Genomic DNA, 17,878 nt, shown 5'->3' with positions numbered 1-17,878 from the left:
CGCCCTGCAGCGGCGCCGTGGCGCGGCGGCGGCGGCGCAGGTGGGCCGCGTCGAGCTCGGCGATGCGCGCGGGGATGTCGTCCAGCCAGGAGCCGCTCATTGCCATTGCTCCGGCAGGGTATAGGTGGTGGCGCGCGGGTCGGGGTACTGCTGGAAGGGGATGTCGGCCAGCAGCGGCGCCTGCAGTTGCCGGTCCAGGTGCTGGCGCAGCCAGGCCATGTTTTCCTCGGGCACCAGCATGGCGGGGTCCACGCGGCTGGCAATCCAGCCGGCCAGGCGCAGGCCGCGCGCGCGGATGGCCTCGGCCGTGAGGGCGGCGTGGTTCAGGCAGCCCAGCCGAAGGCCCACGACCATGACCACGGGCAGGTCCAGCGCGCAGGCCAGGTCGGCGCCCGAGAGCTGGTCGGACAGCGGCACGAGAAAGCCGCCCGCGCCTTCCACCACCACGGCGTCGGCCTGTTCGGCCAGGCGCCGGTAGCTGTCCACGATGTGTGCGATCTCTATGGAGCGGCCCGCGCGCTGCGCGGCGATGTGCGGCGACATGGGATCGGGCAGCAGCACGGGGTTGTCGAGTTCGGGCGGTACGGCCAGGGTGGAGGCGGCGCGCAGCGCCAGCGTGTCCTCGTTGGCCCAGCCGCCCTGGCCGTCGGGCTCGGCGCCTGCGGCCACGGCCTTCATGCCCACCACGCGGGCATGGTGGCGGGCCAGCGCATGCAGCAGCCCGCAGGAGGCCAGGGTCTTGCCCACGCCCGTGTCGGTGCCGGTGACAAAGCAGCCAATGGTGCGGTGGGCGTTCACGAATGGTTCTCCTGGGCCAGGGTGTCTTCAAGGGCGGCCAGCGCGCTGGCCGCCAGGTGCTGCACGGCTTCTTCGTCCAGCAAATAGGGAGGCATGGCGTAGAGGGTGTTGCTGATAGGGCGCAGCAGCAGCCCGCGCTCCAGCGCGGCTGCGCTGTAGCGGCGCGAGAAGTCGGGCAGCGAGGTCTGCACATCCCAGGCCCAGATCATTCCCTGGCGCCGTGCGTGGCGCACGCGGGCGTGCTGGTTCAAAGGGGCGAAGGCGCCGTCCAGCGTTTGCGCCAGCGCGAGGTTGGCGTTGATGGCATCGGTCTGCTCGAACAGCTCCAGCGTGGCCAGGGCCGCGCGGCAGGCCAGCGGGTTGCCGGTGTACGAGTGCGAGTGCAGGAAGCCGCGCGCCACGGAATCGTCGTAGAAGGCGGCGTAGACGGCCTCGGTGGTCAGCACGGCCGACAGGGCCAGCGTGCCGCCCGTCAGGCCCTTGGACAGGCAGATGAAGTCCGGCCGTATGCCGGCCTGCTGGTGGGCGAACATGCTGCCCGTGCGGCCGAAGCCCACGGCGATCTCGTCCACCACCAGGTGCACCTCGTAGCGGTCGCACAGGGCGCGCGCCAGGCGCAGGTATTCGGGGTCGTGCATGGCCATGCCGGCCGCGCACTGCACCAGCGGCTCGACGATGAGTGCGGCCGTGGTCTCGTGGTGCTGCTCCAGCCACTGGCGCAGGCCTTCGGCGGCGCGCCGTGCCACATCGACCGGGCTTTCGCCGCCTTGCGCGCCGCGTGCATCGGGGCTGGGCACGGTGTCGGCCAGGCGCACCAGGGGGGCATAGGCTTCGCGGAAGAGGGGGATGTCGGTCACGGCCAGCGCGCCGACGGTTTCGCCGTGGTAGCCGCCGGCCAGGCCGGCAAAACGGCTCTTGGCGGGGCGGCCAAGGTTGCGCCAGTAGTGCGCGCTCATCTTGAGGGCGATCTCGGTGGCCGATGCGCCGTCGCTGCCGTAGAAGGCATGGCCCAGGCCGGTGAGCGTGGCCAGCCGTTCGGACAGCTCCACCACGGGCGCGTGCGTGAAGCCGGCCAGCATCACATGGTCCAGCCGGGCGAGCTGGTCGGTGAGCGCGGCCTGGATGTGCGGATGGCTGTGGCCGAAGAGGTTGACCCACCAGGAGCTGACGCCATCCAGGTAGCGGCGTCCTTCGGTGTCGTGGAGCCAGGGGCCCTGGGCACGCGCGATGGCGATGGGGGGCGCGGCCTCGTGCCGCTTCATCTGGGTGCAGGGGTGCCACACAGCCGCAAGGCTGCGGGCGGCAAGCGATTGAGTCATCGCGCGATTGTCACACCGCAGCGCAGCTCACAGCTGCTGCGTGGGCACGTGGTGGCGCAGCTCGACCTGGCGGTTGGCATCGTCCACGAAAACCAGCTGGGGCCGGTGCTCGGCCACGTCGGTCTCATGCACCTGGGCAAAGGACGCAATGATCAGCAGATCACCCACGGCAGCACGGCGCGCGGCCGAGCCGTTGACCGAGATCATGCCGCTGCCGCGCTGGCCCTTGATGGCATAGGTGACGAAGCGCTCGCCGTTGTCGATGTTCCAGATGTGCACCTGCTCGTTCTCGACGATGTTGGCGGCGTCCAGCAGGTCCTCGTCGATCGCGCAGGAGCCTTCATAGTGCAGCTCGCATTGCGTGGTCTTGACGCGGTGGATCTTGGATTTGAGCAGGGTGCGGAACATGTTTTGTCTCTCGAGGGGGCGCTTGGGCGCGATCTTGACGGTGGCGGGGACTGGCAAAAAAAGCCATCAAGTCTATCTGCGAACCGCCAAACCCATGATGGCCGTGGAGTTGCTCTTCGGGGGCGGCTCTCTGGCAGGCCTGGCTTGAGGTCAGCCCAGATCCAGCACGCAGCCATCGCCGATGCTGTCGCGCCATACGCGGATGCGGCTGGGAGCGGGCTGCAGGTCGGCCAGGGAATCGGCAATGAACAGGCACAGGTTTTCCAGCGTGGGCTTGCCCAGGCCGGGGATTTCGTCGAGGAAGCGGTGGTCCAGCGCGTCGCCCAGGGTCTTCAGGCGCGAGCGCAGGTAGCCCAGGTCGATCACCATGCCGTTGTCCGGATTGCGCGGGCCGGTGACGCTGACTTCGGCATAGTAGGTGTGGCCGTGGATGCGGCGGCTGCTCTCGGTCTCGATGGCGCGCTCCAGCGTGTGGGCGGCGTCGAAGAAAAAGCGCTGGTGAACGGTGAACTGCATGGCAAAAATCAGCGGATGCCGGTGAGCTTGTGGGTCTGCAGGCTCAGGCGCCAGGCCGGGTGCTGCAGGCATTGCGCTATGCAGGCGGCCGTGTTGTCGGCCTGCAGGACGTTGTCCATGGGCTGCAGGAAATAGTGGTCGAAACGGGTGCCGGCCTCGATGGCCTGCAGATCGAAGCCGGGCTGCGGCCAGACCAGCTTGAGCTCCTGGCCGCTGCGCTGCACCCAGTCGGCGCCCGCCTTGGGGCTGATGCACAGCCAGTCGATGCCCTCGGGCGCGGCCACGGTGCCATTGCTTTCCACGGAAATGCGAAAGCCGCGCGCATGCAGGGCCGCGATCAGGGGCTCGTCCACCTGCAGCAGGGGCTCCCCCCCGGTCAGCACCACCATGCGGTGCCGGCTGTCGCCGGCCGGCCACTGGGACAGGATGCGTTCTGCCAGGGCGTCGGCCGTGGCGAACTTGCCGCCCAGCGTGCCGTCGGTGCCCACGAAGTCGGTGTCGCAGAACTGGCAGATGGCGCTGGCGCGGTCCTGCTCGCGGCCGGTCCAGAGGTTGCAGCCTGCAAAGCGGCAGAACACGGCCGGCGTGCCGGCCTGGCCGCCCTCGCCCTGCAGGGTGTAGAAGATTTCTTTGACGCTGTAAGTCATGGTGCATGGAGGCCGGTGGTGCCGGCCTGTCGGTGTGCGCGTGCCTGTATCCGTGCCCGCTAGACGGGCGTATAGGCCAGGCGCACGTAGATGGGCGCAAAGGCTTCGGCCTGGGTGATCTCGATCAGCGTTTCCTTGGCCAGCTCCAGCAGGGCGATGAAGGTCACGACCAGCACGGTCGATCCCTTCTCTGGCTGGAACAGGGTCTCGAACTCGACGAAGCGCCGGCCCTGCAGGGCCTTGAGCACCTGACTCATGTATTCGCGCACCGAGAGTTCCTCGCGCGTGATCTTGTGGCTTTGCACAAGCTTGGCACGCTTGAGAATGTCGCGCCAGGCCGATTGCAGCTCGGCCACGTCCACATCGGGGAAACGCGGCTGCAGGTTCTGCTCGATATGGACCTGGGCCCGGAGGAAGTCGCGCCCGTAGTGCGGCACCTGGCCCAGCTGTTGGGCGGCCAGCTTGATCTGCTCGTATTCCAGCAGGCGGCGCACCAGTTCGGCGCGCGGGTCCTCGGCTTCCTCGCCATCGTCCTGCTTCTTGGGCGGCAGCAGCATGCGCGACTTGATCTCGATGAGCATGGCCGCCATCAGCAGGTACTCGGCCGCCAGCTCGAGGTTGCGGCTGCGGATTTCGTCGACATAGCGCATGTACTGGCGCGTCACGTCCAGCATGGGAATGTCGAGGATGTTGAAGTTCTGCTTGCGGATCAGGTACAGCAACAGGTCCAGCGGCCCTTCGAAGGCTTCGAGGAAGACCTCCAGCGCATCGGGCGGGATGTACAGGTCCTGCGGCAGGGCGAACAGCGGCTCGCCGTACAGGCGCGCCAAAGCCACCTGGTCGATCACGACCGGTGAATCGTCGCCAGGAGCGGGGGATGCGGCGCCGGCGCCCGCAGGCGCCAGTGCGGACTCAGCCTCGGCCATGCCTTGCTGCGCAGGCATCAGCTGCATGCGCACGGTGCCACAGCGAAACAGGCTGATGTGTCATTGCAGCCGAAATCAGGAGTTCGTCTGGTAGACGTAGGGTTTCTGGTCCACGCGGCCGGCGCGCAGGTCTTCCCAGACTTCGTGGTTCACGTCCTTGTCCCACAGCAGCGAGCGGCCGGCCAACTGCTGGCTGGGCAGCTCGGGCTTTTGCTTCTTCAGCTCGTTGATGAAGTTCGTGGCGTCGGAACGGTAATCGGGGCGGCGAAAGAATGACATAGACTGATAACCTCTTGAATCGCGTGATTTTACCGGGACACCGCCGATGAACCTAGTCTCCCGTCTTCTGGGCGTTGCCGTGGCCGTGATGGGCATGCTTGGGCTGCCCGGCTGCGATCCCCAAAACATCAAGGAACTCGAAGAAGGCCTGTCCACCGAGGCCGACGTCCGCGCCCGCTTTGGCGAGCCCGAACGCATCTGGACCGAGCCCGACGGCTCGCGTACCTTCGAGTACAATCGCCAGCCCGCCGGCAGCCGCAACTACATGATCACCATCGGCACCGATGGCCGCATGAGCGCGCTGCGCCAGGTGCTGGCGCCGCACAACTTCGAGAAAATCCGCCCCGGCATGGACGAGGAGCAGGTGCGCCGCATGCTGGGCAAGCCTGCCAAGGTCACCACCTACCAGCTCAAGCAGGAAACCGACTGGGACTGGAACTACATCGATCCCCCCACGCGCGACATGGAGTTCACCGTGACCTTCGGCCCCGACGGCCGCGTGCTGCGCAGCGCCGGCCGCGAGAAACTGCACGGCGGAGCCTGACAACAGGTCCCTGCAAGCCCCTGCGGCGCGCTGTACCCTGCACGCCACAGCGCGCCGGGGCAACAGTCTCTAGAATCCGGGTTTGTACCTATGACACCCCATGGGTACGGTTAAGGCCCCGAACCGGGGCCTTTGCGACGATAGATCTGTCATCACCCCGACAATGTCCACGCCCTCCCTACCCGCTGCCGCGCCCGCTGCGCCTGTTTCGGCCACCGCTTCGCTGCGCCATGGCCTCTTCGAGGATGTCCAGGCCCTCTTCACCGGAACCCTGTTCGTGGGCATCGCCATGATGATGTTCGCCCAGGCGGGGCTTTTGACGGGCAGCACGGCGGGCCTGGCCTTCGTGCTGCACTACGCCACGGGCTGGCCGTTCGGCCTCATCTTCTTCGCGATCAACATCCCGTTCTACTGGTTTGCCTGGACGCGCGTGGGCCGCACCTTCACGGTCAAGACCTTCATCTGCGTGGGCGCGCTGTCGCTGATCACCGAAATGGGGCCGCGCCTCATCCACATCGACTACCTGCACCCGGCCTTTGCCGCCATTGCGGGCGGCCTGCTCATGGGCTCGGGCCTGCTGTTCCTGGCGCGCCACCGCTCCAGCCTGGGCGGCGCCACCATCGCCTCGCTCTACCTGCAGGACCGCTACGGCATCCGCGCCGGCAAAGTGCAGATGGCCATCGACTGCTGCGTGGTGCTGCTGGCGCTGTGGGTGGTGCCCCTCGAGCGCGTGGCCTGGTCGGTGCTGGCGGCCGTGATCATGGGCGTGTTCCTGGCCGTGAGCCACCGGCCCGGGCGCTACGCCGGGCAGTAGCCTCAGGGCGTCAGGGGCTGCCCATCGGGCGTGCGGTAGCGGACCGTGATGCCGCTGTTGTCTGCGGCTGCCCCGTCATCGCTCATCGCATCGACGGCCTTGCCCACTCCCTTGCCGACGATTTTTGCCGTGCCCACGGCCGCATCCGCGGCCAGCCCCACGGCCGAGGCCGTGACGCTGACCGCCGTGGCCGTCACGGCCACCACGGTGCAGCCGGACAGCAGGGCCGCGGCGCACAGGCAAAGAAAAGCCCCCAGGGCCGGGGACCGTGAGGGCTTGCGGGACTTTGCAGACTTCATGATTGTCGTCCAACACACTGTGCGCAATCTTTGAAACCGGCAGAGCCCAAGTCAGGGACGCCGAGGAAGGGCCGCCCCGCACCGAGGGTGTCGCCGGGTGCCCGTATGCCCCCCTTCAGGGGGAAGGCGCGAAGCGACTCAGGGGGCATTTCAATGTATACGCATGCCAGGTGTGGCACCGGGGAAGGGCTCCAGCACGTAGATGCCGGGGTTGGCCTTCTCATCGGCGTGGCTGGCGGCCAGCACCATGCCTTCGGAGATGCCGAACTTCATCTTGCGCGGCGCCAGGTTGGCCACCATCACGGTGAGCTTGCCCTGCAGCTGCTCGGGCTGGTACATGCTGGAGATGCCGGAGAACACGTTGCGTGTCTTGCCTTCGCCCACGTCCAGCGTGAGCTGCAGCAGCTTGGTCGAGCCTTCCACGGGCTTGCATTCCACGATCTTGGCGATGCGCAGGTCCACCTTGGCGAAGTCGTCGATGCTGATGGTTTCGGCAATTTCCTCGCCGCCGGGCAGGACCTTCTCGACCACGGGCTCGGGGGCCTCGAACAGGGCCTCCAGCTGCTTGACGTCCACGCGCTGCATCAGGTGCTTGTACAGGCCGATGGCATGGCCGGCGCCCAGCAGGTTCTGTGCGTCGGCGAACTGCAGCGGCGCCACGTTCAGGAAGCCTTCCACCTGTTCGGCCACGGCCGGCAGGATGGGCTTCAGGTAGATGGTCAGCAGGCGGAAGGCCTCGATGCAGGTGGTGCACACGTCCTGCAGGCGGGCGTCCATGCCTTCCTGCTTGGCCAGCTCCCAGGGCTTGTTGGCGTCCACGTATTCGTTGACGCGGTCGCACAGCTGCATGATCTCGCGCACGGCGCGGGCCGTGTCGCGGTTCTCGAAGGCCTGGACGACGGCCTCGCTCTGGCCGCGCAGCTGGGCCAGCAGGGCCTGGCCGTCTTCGCTGACCGTGCCCAGCTTGCCGTCGAAGCGTTTGGCGATGAAGCCGGCCGCGCGCGAGGCGATGTTCACGTACTTGCCGATCAGGTCGGAGTTGACGCGGGCCATGAAGTCATCGGGGTTGAAGTCGATGTCTTCATTCTTGCCGTTGAGCTTGGCGCCCAGGTAGTAGCGCAGCCACTCGGGGTTCATCTGCAGGCCCAGGTACTTGAGCGGGTCCAGGCCGGTGCCGCGGCTCTTGCTCATCTTCTCGCCGTTGTTCACGGTCATGAAGCCGTGCACGCAGATCTTGGTGGGCGTCTTGCGGCCGCTGAACTTGAGCATGGCGGGCCAGAACAGCGTGTGGAAGGTGATGATGTCCTTGCCGATGAAGTGGTACTGCTCCAGCGCGGGGTCGGCCATGTAGGCCTCGTAGTCCTCGCCACGGCGGTCCAGCAGGTTCTTGAGCGAGGCCAGGTAGCCCACGGGCGCGTCCAGCCAGACGTAGAAGTACTTGCCCGGCGCATCGGGGATCTCGATGCCGAAGTAGGGCGCGTCGCGCGAGATGTCCCAGTCGCCCAGGCCCTCGCTGGTCGTGCCGTCCGGGTTGGTGCGCACGCTGAACCATTCCTTGATCTTGTTGGCCACCTCGGGCTGCACGTGCTGGCCGTCCTGGGTCCATTCGGTCAGGAATTCCACGCAGCGCGGGTCCGACAGCTTGAAGAAGAAATGCTCCGAGCTCTTGAGCACAGGCTTGGCGCCGGACAGCGCCGAGTAGGGGGTGATCAGGTCGGTGGGCGCGTAAACGGCGCTGCAGACCTCGCAGTTGTCGCCGTACTGGTCCTTGGCGTGGCAGCGCGGGCATTCGCCCTTGATGAAGCGGTCGGGCAGGAACATGTTCTTCTCGGGGTCGAAGAACTGCTCGATGGTGCGCGTCTCGATGAAGCCGGCAGCCTTCAGGTCCCTGTAGATCTGCTGGGCCAGCGCGTGGTTCTCGGGCGCGTCGGTGTTGTGCCAGTTGTCGAAGGCGATGTGGAAGCCGTCCAGGTACTGCTTGCGGCCTGCGGCGATGTCGGCCACGAACTGCTGGGGCGTCTTGCCGGCCTTCTCGGCCGCAATCATGATGGGCGCGCCGTGGGCGTCATCGGCACCCACGAAGTTGACCGCGTTGCCCTGCATTCGCTGCGCACGCACCCAGGTGTCGGCCTGGATGTATTCCATGATGTGGCCGATGTGGAAGTTGCCGTTGGCGTACGGCAGGGCGGTGGTGACGAAGAGTTTGCGTGCGGTCATGGATGGCGGCTTTCTCGGGGGAGCCTGACATTCTAGAAGCCCGGGACGGTCGTGGTGCAAGGACGGGCTTTGGAATGCACTGGCCAGGCTCTCTGAGCTTGCGGCGTGGCGCGCCGCCGCGTTGCAGGCATGGTCGCGCAGGACTGGCTGAGTCATGACGCCGCCGTGTCGTGGTACATGACGGCGGGTGCCTGATTCAGAATGGCAGCGTTGCCTTTACATAGAACTGGGTTCCCTGGGGCCGGCTTCTCACGTCGAACTCCTTTTGCAATTTGGCCGTGAAAAGCCAGCCCTTGCCGTCTGCGAACCGGACCGAAGGACCGAAGCCGATTGCGCGTGCCTTGCCGTCGGCGCTGTTGGGGCCTTTGTCCGACGTCGTCTGCTGGAAGATATACCCTCCAACCCCCAATACCCATCCATTGCCGATACCCCATCCTGCCGAGTAGTCCGCATGAATCGCCTGCCCCGAGCGGGTCTGCGTATCGGAGTTGCGTCCGTTGAAGTCGTACATGAGCTTGATGTCGGCGTTGATGCCCCAGTGCTGCACATAGCTCATGACGAAGACTGGCTGGATTGCCCAGTAGTTTTTGCCCAGGCTGGAGGGGTCGTTCTTGTCATATTTGCCTGTCGGCACATACAGATCGACCCCGGCTCCGTAGTAGAGCTTGTCCCCGGAGCGAAAGCCCACGCCCGCTCCGAAGGAGATGTCCGCCAGCCCCCGGTTTTGGAAGTGTGCGCCGGCGGCCCGGAATTTCACATCCACCAAAGGTGCTACGGCATGGAACAGCAGTTGTCCGCCCAGGACTTTTTGCTCGGTGACCCAGACCACACGGGGGGTGATCGCGTTGACATCCACTTTGAAGCCCGGGACCGGCAAGCGGTCGCCGGACCGGTTGCGCAATGTGTCGTAGTTTGCGTTGCCACCGTAAAGCATGAAGTACAGGCCAGGAGGCGGAAGCGCCGAAACCATGAAATTCTCCAGCCCATCTGGAAGGATTGCGAGCCCTCCGCCTTCGGTGGCCATGGCATGCCCGAAAAACTGAGCGCAGACTGCAGCGATCACGCATTGCGTGTGCAGGCGGAATTTCTTCATGATGTCTCCCTGGGGCGTAGTTTTGGGACGAGCAATGCCTGTCTGCCTGCGGGCAGGCAGATTCCATGGGGTGAATAGAGGGTCAGAGGGGGGTGATGGGCGAGAAGCGTCCCGCCCTTCTTTCGATTTCCTGGGCTGCATCGAGAACCAGGTCCTCGCGGAAACGGGGTCCCACTATCTGAACGCCGACCGGCAATCCATCGGCAATGCCGGTGGGCACGGCGAGTGCGGGAAAGCCCAGAAGAGAAATCGCCATCATTGACCAGTTGGAGGCCATGATGCCGCGCATGGTGTCCACGCTGCGGATATCGAATTCCTGCTCGAAGGCCTGCTCGGTACAGGTCGGCAGCAAGATCAGCGGCCATCGCTCCATGAACTGCTGCAGCTGGGCGATCAAGGTGCCGCGACGGGCATAGCCGTCGATGTAGGCCTCCAGCGTGAGATGCGGGCCGCACCATTGCTGGATCACCTCGTAGTAGCAGGCGGCGGCGCGGCGGATGCCATCGTCACCCGTCTGTTCAAGCAGAGGCATCACGTTCCTGAATTCGCCCATGGCCAGCAGCCACCACAGCCGGTAGGCTTGCTCCATCAAGGGAAGCTCCACTTCTTCCACCACATGGCCCGCCTCCCGCAGCATGGCGGCGGCTTCGTCCAGCGCCGCATTGACGGCGGGGCTGGGCTGGGCAATGCCCACGTCCCGCAGCAGGCCGACACGTGGCAGGCCGTTCAGCGCCGGTCCCGAGAGGGGGGCCGGCGCCTGCAGGCAATCGCGTGGATCCGGTGCGCTCATGACGCTCAGGGCCAGCCTCAGGTCCGCGACGCAGCGGGCCAGCGGGCCCTGGGTCATGAAATTCTGGACGGACAGGGGTTGGTGGCCGTTGGGGGGCGCAGTCCAGCTCGGGATGCGGCCGACTGTCGGCCGCAGGCCGACGACGCCGCAGCAAAAGGCCGGCTGGCGTATGGAGCCGCCTATGTCGTTGCCATGTGCGAGCGCCACCATGCCCGTGGCGATTGCCGCTGCCGCTCCTCCACTGGAGCCGCCAGGCGTCTTGCCGGCGTCCCACGGATTGAGCGTGCGGCCGTGGAGATCGTTGGTCGTGGCCCAGCGCAAAGCGAACGGCGGACTGTTGCTGCGGCCCACGAAAATCGCGCCGGCCTTGCGCAGATTGGCGACCGGCGGCGCATCCTCGGTGGCGACCATGTCCTTGAAGGCAACGATTCCGCTGCTGGTGGCCTGGCCTTTCTGGTCGGTATTGATCTTGATGGGAACTGGCACCCCGTGCAGCGGCCCGATGTCTGCGCCCCGGGCCATCTGCTGGTCCGCCTGGGCCGCTGCCTCCAAGGCATCGGCAGCGGACACGCCAGACAGTGCATTGACCAAGGGGTTGACCTGCTCTATCCGGTCCAGGCAGCTTTGCACCAGCTCTTTGGCTGAGATCTCCCGCCTGCGCACTGCAGCCGCCATTTCCACCGCAGTCCAGCGCCATGGCGCACTGGACAGTTGCGGGGATTGTTGAGAGGGAATATGGGCCATACAACTCCTCCAGAGCACCCGATGGTCAGCGCATCGGCAAGAGGTCCACGCGATTCATCGCATTGATTCATATGTGAATCAATGAGTCGCATGAAAACCATGGAGTCGATTTTTGATCCGTCTGTTGATGGATCAAATTGTTGAAAAACCTATTGACTAAATTTTTCGATTGAAATTTTGATGACTTCCTGCAGGCGGTCGTCGAAACCTTCCTGCCACGTCTCTGGACGGTCGCAGGTCATCGACGGGTATGGCCATACCGTCGGCGGCGCAGAGAGCTGGGTGCAGGTTGGGTTGGATGTGTCAGTCCGCAGCCGGCACGCGCTGCCAGCCCAGGAACTGCTCTATGTCGCTGCGCCGCGCCAGCGCGTCGCGCCGGCCCAGGGCCATGAGTTCGCGGGTGAAGCTGCGCTCGAACAGCAGGTAGCTGGCCAGGGCGGCGCCGCGCGGGTCGCTGGCGTCCTGGCGCACGCCCAGGGCGCCCAGCAGGGTGCGCATGGGCAGCGGCAGCTGGCCCACATGGCGCGCGGCGATGGCGTCTATGCGTTCGGACGGCGAGATGACCAGCAACTGCAGCGGGCGCAGCCGGCTGCGTTCGCGGTCGGCGGGCGGGATCAGGGCCAGGGTCTGGTTGATGCGCTCGGCGCGCTCCACATCCAGGGACAGGGCGTCCAGGAAGATGCTCGACAGCGTGTGGCCCGCGATGTGGGCCAGCGACGGGTAGCTTGCGCCTTCTGGCGGCGGCCTGGCCGGCGGCTCGGTGCGCCGGCCCGCGCCCACGACGAGGATGCGCTCTGCGCCCAGGTGGATGGCGGGCGCCAGCGGCGCGGTCTGGCGCATGGAGCCGTCGCCGAAGTATTCGGTGGCGCCGTCCAGCGGCAGCGGCGTGGCCGGAAAGATGAAGGGAATGGCCGAGGAGGCCAGCAGGTGCGCGTGCGTGATCTGGGCGGCGGCGGCCTTGCGCTGGTTGCGCACCCAGGGCTGGAGCTGGTCCTGCGCCTGGCAGAAGGTCACGTGCTCGCTGGTGGTGTAGCTGGAGGCCGAGACCGCCAGCGCGCGCAGGTGGCCGTCCGCGATCAATTGCGGCAGGCGTTCCAGCGGAACCAGGCCACACGACAGCAGGCGGCCCAGCGGCTGGTTGTCCAGCAGCGAGCGCGGGCGCATGCGGCCCCAGCGCGCCAGGGCCCAGCCCAGGGACAGCAGGGTCAGCCAGCGCGCGCCGCTGCGCAGCACGCTCAGCGAGTCGGACAGGTAGATGTCCTCGGGCCGCAAGTTGCGCCAGATGCGCGACATGCGGCGCACGGCCCGGTCGAAATGGTCGCTGCCGCAGGCCAGGGCGGCCGCGTTGATGGCGCCGGCCGAAGTGCCGACCAGGATGGGGAAGGGATTGGGGCCATGCTGCTGGCCGCAGGCGCGGCGTATCTCGGCAATGGCCTCCAGCACGCCGGCCTGGTAGGCGGCGCGGGCGCCGCCGCCGCTGAGCAGCAGTCCGGTGCTGGGGGGAGGGAGGCTGGAGTCGGGTGAGGGCGCGGCATCGGGCATGCCTGGAGTGTGCCGCGCGCCGGCCGTCATCAGATCAGGGGATGACCCCGAAGGGATCAGGCCTTGGCCAGCAGGGAGCCCAGGTCCTTGCCGGAGATCAGGGCGATGCCCTGCTGCTTGGCCCAGGCGGCTGCATTCTCGGCCGGCGGCTGCAGCGACAGGTAGCAGACCGTGGCCGCATCGCGCGCCTGGCCTGCGGCCAGCAGGGCGCGCAGCGGCTCCATGCCGTGCACGCCGGCCTTCCAGCGCCTGGCGCTGGCCACGGTGGTGCGGCCTTCGCGTTCCAGCACGAAGTCGGCGCCGTCCTTGTCGGACAGGCGGGTGACGGTGTAGCCCTCGGCCTGCCAGGCGCGATCGAGCCGATCGGCGAACTCGCGCCAGCTTTGCTGGGCGGCGATCTCCAGGGCCTGCTCCACCTTGGCGGGGCTGGGCGCGCGCAGCTGGCGCCAGGCGGCAACGCAGCCTATGCCGAAGAAGGGCAGGGCGGTGATGGCGGCGAACGGCGCGATGTCCTTGGGCAGCAGCGCCGTGGACACCAGGGTCACCAGCGCGGCCAGCGCGATGCTGATCCACCAGCGCGAGCGCAGCAGGATCGCGAACAGGGAGTTGTGGGCCATCTTGAATTTCACGGGGCGGATCTTTCGCGGAAAAAGGCGGGAACAGGGGCCGCAAAGGCAGCAAGGCCCGCATTGTCTCGCGTGAGCGAGGGGATGGTGCCTTGGATAGACTATCCGGCTCTAGGAGTAATCAAAGCAATGGCAGTCACAGAACAAGCGCTCTTGGCCGCGCTCTCCAGCGTGCTCGACCCCCACACCGGCAAGGACTATGTGAGCACCCGCGCCCTGCGCAACCTGCAGGTCACTGGGGCCGACGTGGCCTTCGACGTGGAGATGGGCTATCCGGCGCAAAGCCTGGTGCCGGCGCTGCGCGGCCAGTTCGTCGCGGCGGCCAAGACCGTCGAGGGCGTGGGCAATGTCTCGGTCAACATCACGTCCAAGGTCGCCGCGCATGCGGTGCAGCGCGGCGTGCAGTTGCTGCCGGGCGTCAAGAACATCATCGCCATCTCGTCCGGCAAGGGCGGCGTGGGCAAGAGCACGACCACGGCCAACCTGGCGCTGGCGCTGGCCGCCGAGGGCGCGCGCGTGGGCATCCTGGACGCCGACATCTACGGCCCCAGCCAGCCCATGATGATGGGCATCTCGGGCCGCCCCGAAAGCCCCGACGGCAAGACCATGGAGCCCATGGAAAGCCACGGCGTGCAGGTCATGTCCATCGGCTTCCTGGTCAACAACGACCAGGCCATGATCTGGCGCGGCCCCATGGCCACGCAGGCGCTGGAGCAGATGCTGCGCCAGACCAACTGGAAGGATCTGGACTACCTGCTGGTGGACATGCCGCCCGGCACCGGCGACATCCAGCTGACGCTGGCCCAGCGCGTGCCCATGACGGGCGCCGTGGTCGTCACCACGCCCCAGGACATCGCCCTGATCGACGCCAAGAAGGGCGTGAAGATGTTCGAGAAGGTGGGCGTGCCCATCCTGGGCCTGGTGGAGAACATGGCGGCCCACGTCTGCACCAACTGCGGCCATGTGGAGCACATCTTCGGCGCCGAGGGCGGCAAGCAGATGGCGGCCGAGTACGGCATCGACTACCTGGGCGCCCTGCCCCTGTCGCTGCAGATCCGCCTGCAGGCCGACAGCGGCAAGCCCACCGTGGTGGCCGAGCCCGACAGCGAGGCCGCGCAGATCTACAAGAAGGTGGCGCGCGACCTGGCCGTGAAGGTGGCGCTCAAGGCGCGCGATTTCACGAGCAAGTTCCCCACCATCACGGTGAGCCAGGGAACCTGAAATGCTGCGCCCCCTGAGCGGCTGCGCCGCTTCCCCCTCTCTCGCTGCGCGGGAGGGGGACGACGCCCTCGGGGCGGGGCGGCCCTTCCTCGGCGTCCCTGGGTTGGATTACGCCAGTTTTTCTCGCACTGTCCATGTCGATCTGATTTGTGCCGAAATCGGTGGCATGGTAATCGACTCAGGTTATTGCGCATGAACCTGCTGACCTCGATGCGGTATCTGGCGGCGCTCAACGAGCACCGCCATTTCGGCCGCGCGGCGCTGGCATGCCACATCACCCAGCCGGCGCTGTCCAATGCGCTGCGCGCGCTGGAGGAGGAGTTCGGCACGGTCATCGTGCGCCGGGGCCGCTCGTTCGCGGGCTTCACGCCCGAGGGCGATCAGGTGCTGGCCACGGCCCTGGCCATGCTGCGGGCCGAGGAAGGCCTGCGCCAGGAACTGAGCGCCGCCGCCGGCGCGCTGCGCGGGCAGCTGCGCATGGCGGCCGTGCCCACGGCCATGCCCATGCTCACGCGCTTTGCGGCCCTGCTGCGCGAGCACCATCCGGGCATCACGCCCGTGGTGCTGTCCATGAGCTCGGCCGAGATCGAGAGCGGGCTCGAAGACCTGTCCCTGGACCTGGCCCTGGGCTACAGCGCGCGCATGCCGCCGCGCGGACCGCGCCTGCAGTCCTGGCCCCAGTACGAGGAGCACTACTACCTGCTGTGCCGCGAGTGCCCCGAGTGCCGCGATGGGCAGGGCGAGGGCCGGCCCTTTGCCTTTGGCGCCGACATCGCCTGGCGCGACGTGGCCGGCATGCCGCTGTGCCTTCTCACGCCCGACATGCACAACCGCACGGTGATCGACGAGGCCTTCGCCACCGTGGACATGGCCGTGCAGCCCGCCATGGAAACCAACTCCGTGCTGACCCTGGTGATGGCCGTGGCGCAAGGAACGGATGGCATGACCACCGTGCTGCCCGGCGCCATGGTGGCCACGGTGCGCCACATGCCGGGCCTGGTGGCCCGGCCACTGCGCTCGCCCGAGCTGGTCACGCCCATAGGCTTCATGGCCCAGCAGGGCGTGGCGCCCACGCGCGCGCTGCAGGCGGCGCTGCAACTGCAGGACGACGCCGGTTGGCGTGCGCAGTGCCTGCGGCATGCGGGGGCGCTGAAAGACTAGGCGGGCTGTGCAGTCTCTGGCGTGGCGTTCAGCGCGGCATTCAGTGCGGCGCGCACCACGTCGGGCGTGAAGGGCGCGGCGTAGAAGCGCCGGCCGGTGGCGTCGAACAGCGCATTTGCCAGCGCGGCCGGGCCGGGGACCGAGGCCGATTCGCCAGCGCCCATGGGGGGCTCGTCCTGGCGCGGCATCAGCACCACTTCGATGGGAGGCAGGTCGCGGAAGCCGATGATGGGGTAGCTGCCCCACTCGCGGCTGGCCACGCCTTGCGCATTGAAGGCGACCTTCTCCATCAGGCTGCGGCTCAGGGTCTGGATGACGTTGCCGTGGATCTGATGGCGCACGCCGTCGGGGTTGACCATCATTCCCGTGTCCTGGCCCACGACCAGGCGCCGCACGGCGATGCGGCCGCTGGCGGGGTCTACGTCGATGTCGATGACCCAGGCGGCCCAGGCCGCGCCGAAGCCGGGAAAGCGGCTGTGGATGTAGCGCGCATAGGCCACGCCGCGCCCGTGCAGCAGGCCGTCGGCGCCGGGGCGGCCCCGGCTTCCCGGCTGGCTTTGCTGCCAGCCTGCGTGGCGGGCCGTGGCCTTGATCAGCTCGACGGCGCGCGGGTCATCAAGGTGACGAACACGGTAGTCCACGGGGTCGGCGCCGGCCGCATGGGCCAGCTCGTCGATCATGCAATCGTGGGCAAAGGAATTGGGCAGGGCCGAGACGCCGCGCAGCCAGGATGAGCGAACGATGGGCGCCATGTCATGGCAGGTGATGCGCTGGCTGGCATAGCGGTAGGGCGGCACGGCGGTGCGGTCGCCCATCTCCAGCGTGCGCGGCTCGCCCGGGATGCGGCCCGTGAGCAGCAGGGCCAGCAGCGGCGCGTCGTTGGAGGGGTAGCGCACGGCAAAGTCGTAGGCCAGCAGTTCGCCCCGCGCATCGATGGCCGCGCTCACGTCCATGAGCTGGGCCGTGCCCTTGGGCTCCCACTGGTGTTCCTGCTCGCGCGTGAGCTGTACGCGCACGGGCGCGCCCACGGCCATGGACAGCAGGGCGGCGTCGGCGCAGACATCGTCGGCGCAGTTGCGGCCGTAGCAGCCGGCCGCCTCCAGGCGCACGATCTCGATGCGGTCCTCGCCCAGTTGCAGCAGGCGGTCCAGGTCGGTGCGCAGCATGTGGGGGTTCTGCGTGCCGGCCCAGAGCTTGAGACGGCCCTCGCTGAAATCGGCCACGGCGCAGGACGGGCCGATGGAGGCATGCATCTGGTAGGGCCAGACGTAGCTGCGGCGCAGTTCGGTGGCCGCACCCGAGCCGACGCCCGCGAAGGCATCGTCCACAGTGCCCTGGTCCACCAGCGAGCGGTGCTGGGCGGGATTGGCGCGTATCGCCGCAGCCAGATCGGATAAGTCAGGCGCCGGCGGCACGGCCTGCCATTGCACGCGCAGTGCGCGCATGGCGGCAATGGCCTGTTCCTCGCGGTCGGCGACCACGCCGACGAAGTCGCCTTCGGTGACCACCTGCACGTTGCCGGGCAGGTGGGCCACGGAGTCGCGCCCCACCGCCACCAGGCAGCGGCCGATGAAGCTGCCGCCGTCGCGGCCCGGGTGCGGAGGGCGGATGACGCGGCCATGGCGCATGCCGGGCACGCGCACATCATGGACAAAGCTCAGCTCGCCCGTGGCCTTGGCGGGGATGTCCACGCGCGCCGCGCCACGGCCGACGAGCCGGTATTCGCTGGCGGGCTTGAGCTTCACCTCCTGATCGGGCGGGGCCAGCGTCAGCTGCAGCTGCTGGCCGCGCAGCAGATCGCCATAGCCGAGTTCGCGGGCATCGCTGCCATCGGCAAAGCGCACCAGGCCTTCGCGCGCCTGGAGCCGGTCCGCTGCCACGCTCCATTGCTGCGCGGCCAGCGCCAGCAGCTGCTCGCGCGCCTGGGCGGCGGC

Annotated in this window: 18 protein-coding genes; 4 read left to right on the top strand and 14 right to left on the bottom strand. The window is 67.5% G+C overall.

Annotated features, from left to right (window positions below; all coding sequences use genetic code 11):
* Positions 1-96 precede the first annotated feature (96 nt).
* From bioD to L995_RS04335, 7 genes are all read right to left on the bottom strand, one after another.
* Positions 97-798, bottom strand: a complete 702-nt coding sequence (bioD, locus tag L995_RS04365) for a dethiobiotin synthase (protein WP_047469481.1) — start codon at positions 796-798, stop codon at positions 97-99.
* Positions 795-2,117: an adenosylmethionine--8-amino-7-oxononanoate transaminase gene (gene bioA / locus L995_RS04360; protein ID WP_047469479.1), complete on the bottom strand. Its 1,323-nt coding sequence runs from the start codon at positions 2,115-2,117 to the stop codon at positions 795-797. Before bioA ends, bioD begins: the two co-directional genes overlap by 4 nt.
* A 27-nt stretch (positions 2,118-2,144) precedes the next feature.
* A complete protein-coding gene (gene panD / locus L995_RS04355; RefSeq protein ID WP_016449047.1) occupies positions 2,145-2,525 on the bottom strand; it encodes an aspartate 1-decarboxylase in 381 nt (126 codons plus the stop codon).
* A gap of 150 nt (positions 2,526-2,675) precedes the next feature.
* Positions 2,676-3,041, bottom strand: a complete 366-nt coding sequence (locus L995_RS04350; RefSeq protein WP_016449046.1) for a 6-pyruvoyl trahydropterin synthase family protein — start codon at positions 3,039-3,041, stop codon at positions 2,676-2,678.
* 8 nt (positions 3,042-3,049) lie between these two features.
* Positions 3,050-3,688 (bottom strand): 7-carboxy-7-deazaguanine synthase, encoded by a 639-nt coding sequence (gene queE / locus L995_RS04345; RefSeq protein ID WP_016449045.1) that lies wholly within the window; start codon positions 3,686-3,688, stop codon positions 3,050-3,052.
* A 59-nt stretch (positions 3,689-3,747) separates the two neighbouring features.
* Positions 3,748-4,614, bottom strand: coding sequence for a segregation and condensation protein A (locus tag L995_RS04340; protein ID WP_026062089.1), 867 nt, complete (start codon positions 4,612-4,614; stop codon positions 3,748-3,750).
* 75 nt (positions 4,615-4,689) lie between these two features.
* A complete protein-coding gene (locus L995_RS04335) occupies positions 4,690-4,893 on the bottom strand; it encodes a DUF3460 family protein (protein ID WP_016449043.1) in 204 nt (67 codons plus the stop codon).
* A 46-nt stretch (positions 4,894-4,939) separates the two neighbouring features.
* On the opposite strand from L995_RS04335, the gene bamE reads away from it, so the two are divergent.
* Both bamE and L995_RS04325 read left to right on the top strand, forming a co-directional pair.
* On the top strand, positions 4,940-5,437 hold the full coding sequence (gene bamE / locus L995_RS04330; protein WP_016449042.1) for an outer membrane protein assembly factor BamE domain-containing protein: 498 nt from the start codon (positions 4,940-4,942) through the stop codon (positions 5,435-5,437).
* A 163-nt stretch (positions 5,438-5,600) separates the two neighbouring features.
* Complete coding sequence (locus tag L995_RS04325) at positions 5,601-6,251, top strand: YitT family protein (RefSeq protein ID WP_047469476.1); 651 nt, start codon at positions 5,601-5,603, stop codon at positions 6,249-6,251.
* A 2-nt stretch (positions 6,252-6,253) separates the two neighbouring features.
* Here L995_RS04325 and L995_RS04320 read toward each other — a convergent pair whose 3' ends face one another.
* From L995_RS04320 to L995_RS04295, 6 genes are all read right to left on the bottom strand, one after another.
* Positions 6,254-6,550: a hypothetical protein gene (locus L995_RS04320; RefSeq protein ID WP_047469473.1), complete on the bottom strand. Its 297-nt coding sequence runs from the start codon at positions 6,548-6,550 to the stop codon at positions 6,254-6,256.
* 150 nt (positions 6,551-6,700) lie between these two features.
* Positions 6,701-8,767: a methionine--tRNA ligase gene (gene metG / locus L995_RS04315; protein ID WP_047469470.1), complete on the bottom strand. Its 2,067-nt coding sequence runs from the start codon at positions 8,765-8,767 to the stop codon at positions 6,701-6,703.
* Positions 8,768-8,963: 196 nt separating this feature from the next.
* Positions 8,964-9,860: a SphA family protein gene (locus L995_RS04310; protein ID WP_156135984.1), complete on the bottom strand. Its 897-nt coding sequence runs from the start codon at positions 9,858-9,860 to the stop codon at positions 8,964-8,966.
* A gap of 82 nt (positions 9,861-9,942) precedes the next feature.
* Positions 9,943-11,394 (bottom strand): amidase, encoded by a 1,452-nt coding sequence (locus L995_RS04305; RefSeq protein ID WP_047469467.1) that lies wholly within the window; start codon positions 11,392-11,394, stop codon positions 9,943-9,945.
* A 303-nt stretch (positions 11,395-11,697) separates the two neighbouring features.
* Complete coding sequence (locus tag L995_RS04300) at positions 11,698-12,936, bottom strand: patatin-like phospholipase family protein (protein ID WP_047469484.1); 1,239 nt, start codon at positions 12,934-12,936, stop codon at positions 11,698-11,700.
* Between the two features lie 56 nt (positions 12,937-12,992).
* On the bottom strand, positions 12,993-13,553 hold the full coding sequence (locus L995_RS04295; protein ID WP_016449037.1) for a restriction endonuclease: 561 nt from the start codon (positions 13,551-13,553) through the stop codon (positions 12,993-12,995).
* Positions 13,554-13,691: 138 nt separating this feature from the next.
* Between L995_RS04295 and apbC the strand changes: the two genes are divergently transcribed.
* Together apbC and L995_RS04280 are read left to right on the top strand one after the other, a co-directional pair.
* Positions 13,692-14,783: an iron-sulfur cluster carrier protein ApbC gene (apbC, locus tag L995_RS04290; protein WP_012203771.1), complete on the top strand. Its 1,092-nt coding sequence runs from the start codon at positions 13,692-13,694 to the stop codon at positions 14,781-14,783.
* 192 nt (positions 14,784-14,975) lie between these two features.
* Complete coding sequence (locus L995_RS04280; protein WP_047469462.1) at positions 14,976-15,944, top strand: LysR family transcriptional regulator; 969 nt, start codon at positions 14,976-14,978, stop codon at positions 15,942-15,944.
* Here L995_RS04280 and L995_RS04275 read toward each other — a convergent pair.
* Positions 15,941-17,878 (bottom strand): xanthine dehydrogenase family protein molybdopterin-binding subunit (locus L995_RS04275; protein ID WP_047469459.1); only part of this gene is annotated, 1,938 nt, incomplete at its 5' end. The genes L995_RS04280 and L995_RS04275 overlap by 4 nt on opposite strands.

The sequence above is a fragment of the Delftia sp. ZNC0008 genome (assembly GCF_000799035.1).
Taxonomy (GTDB): Bacteria; Pseudomonadota; Gammaproteobacteria; order Burkholderiales; family Burkholderiaceae_C; genus Comamonas; species Comamonas tsuruhatensis.
This window is presented reverse-complemented; position numbering and strand designations above follow the sequence as displayed.

Bases quoted from the DNA above. Each gene is read 5' to 3' on its own strand.
- L995_RS04300 (WP_047469484.1), bottom strand. From the start codon at position 12,936: ATGCCCGATGCCGCGCCCTCACCCGACTCCAGCCTCCCTCCCCCCAGC.
- queE (WP_016449045.1), bottom strand. From the start codon at position 3,688: ATGACTTACAGCGTCAAAGAAATCTTCTACACCCTGCAGGGCGAGGGC.
- bamE (WP_016449042.1), top strand. From the start codon at position 4,940: ATGAACCTAGTCTCCCGTCTTCTGGGCGTTGCCGTGGCCGTGATGGGC.
- L995_RS04295 (WP_016449037.1), bottom strand. From the start codon at position 13,553: ATGGCCCACAACTCCCTGTTCGCGATCCTGCTGCGCTCGCGCTGGTGG.
- bioA (WP_047469479.1), bottom strand. From the start codon at position 2,117: ATGACTCAATCGCTTGCCGCCCGCAGCCTTGCGGCTGTGTGGCACCCC.
- L995_RS04320 (WP_047469473.1), bottom strand. From the start codon at position 6,550: ATGAAGTCTGCAAAGTCCCGCAAGCCCTCACGGTCCCCGGCCCTGGGG.
- L995_RS04350 (WP_016449046.1), bottom strand. From the start codon at position 3,041: ATGCAGTTCACCGTTCACCAGCGCTTTTTCTTCGACGCCGCCCACACG.
- L995_RS04335 (WP_016449043.1), bottom strand. From the start codon at position 4,893: ATGTCATTCTTTCGCCGCCCCGATTACCGTTCCGACGCCACGAACTTC.
- L995_RS04280 (WP_047469462.1), top strand. From the start codon at position 14,976: ATGAACCTGCTGACCTCGATGCGGTATCTGGCGGCGCTCAACGAGCAC.
- metG (WP_047469470.1), bottom strand. From the start codon at position 8,767: ATGACCGCACGCAAACTCTTCGTCACCACCGCCCTGCCGTACGCCAAC.
- apbC (WP_012203771.1), top strand. From the start codon at position 13,692: ATGGCAGTCACAGAACAAGCGCTCTTGGCCGCGCTCTCCAGCGTGCTC.
- L995_RS04310 (WP_156135984.1), bottom strand. From the start codon at position 9,860: ATGAAGAAATTCCGCCTGCACACGCAATGCGTGATCGCTGCAGTCTGC.
- L995_RS04305 (WP_047469467.1), bottom strand. From the start codon at position 11,394: ATGGCCCATATTCCCTCTCAACAATCCCCGCAACTGTCCAGTGCGCCA.
- panD (WP_016449047.1), bottom strand. From the start codon at position 2,525: ATGTTCCGCACCCTGCTCAAATCCAAGATCCACCGCGTCAAGACCACG.
- L995_RS04325 (WP_047469476.1), top strand. From the start codon at position 5,601: ATGTCCACGCCCTCCCTACCCGCTGCCGCGCCCGCTGCGCCTGTTTCG.
- L995_RS04340 (WP_026062089.1), bottom strand. From the start codon at position 4,614: ATGGCCGAGGCTGAGTCCGCACTGGCGCCTGCGGGCGCCGGCGCCGCA.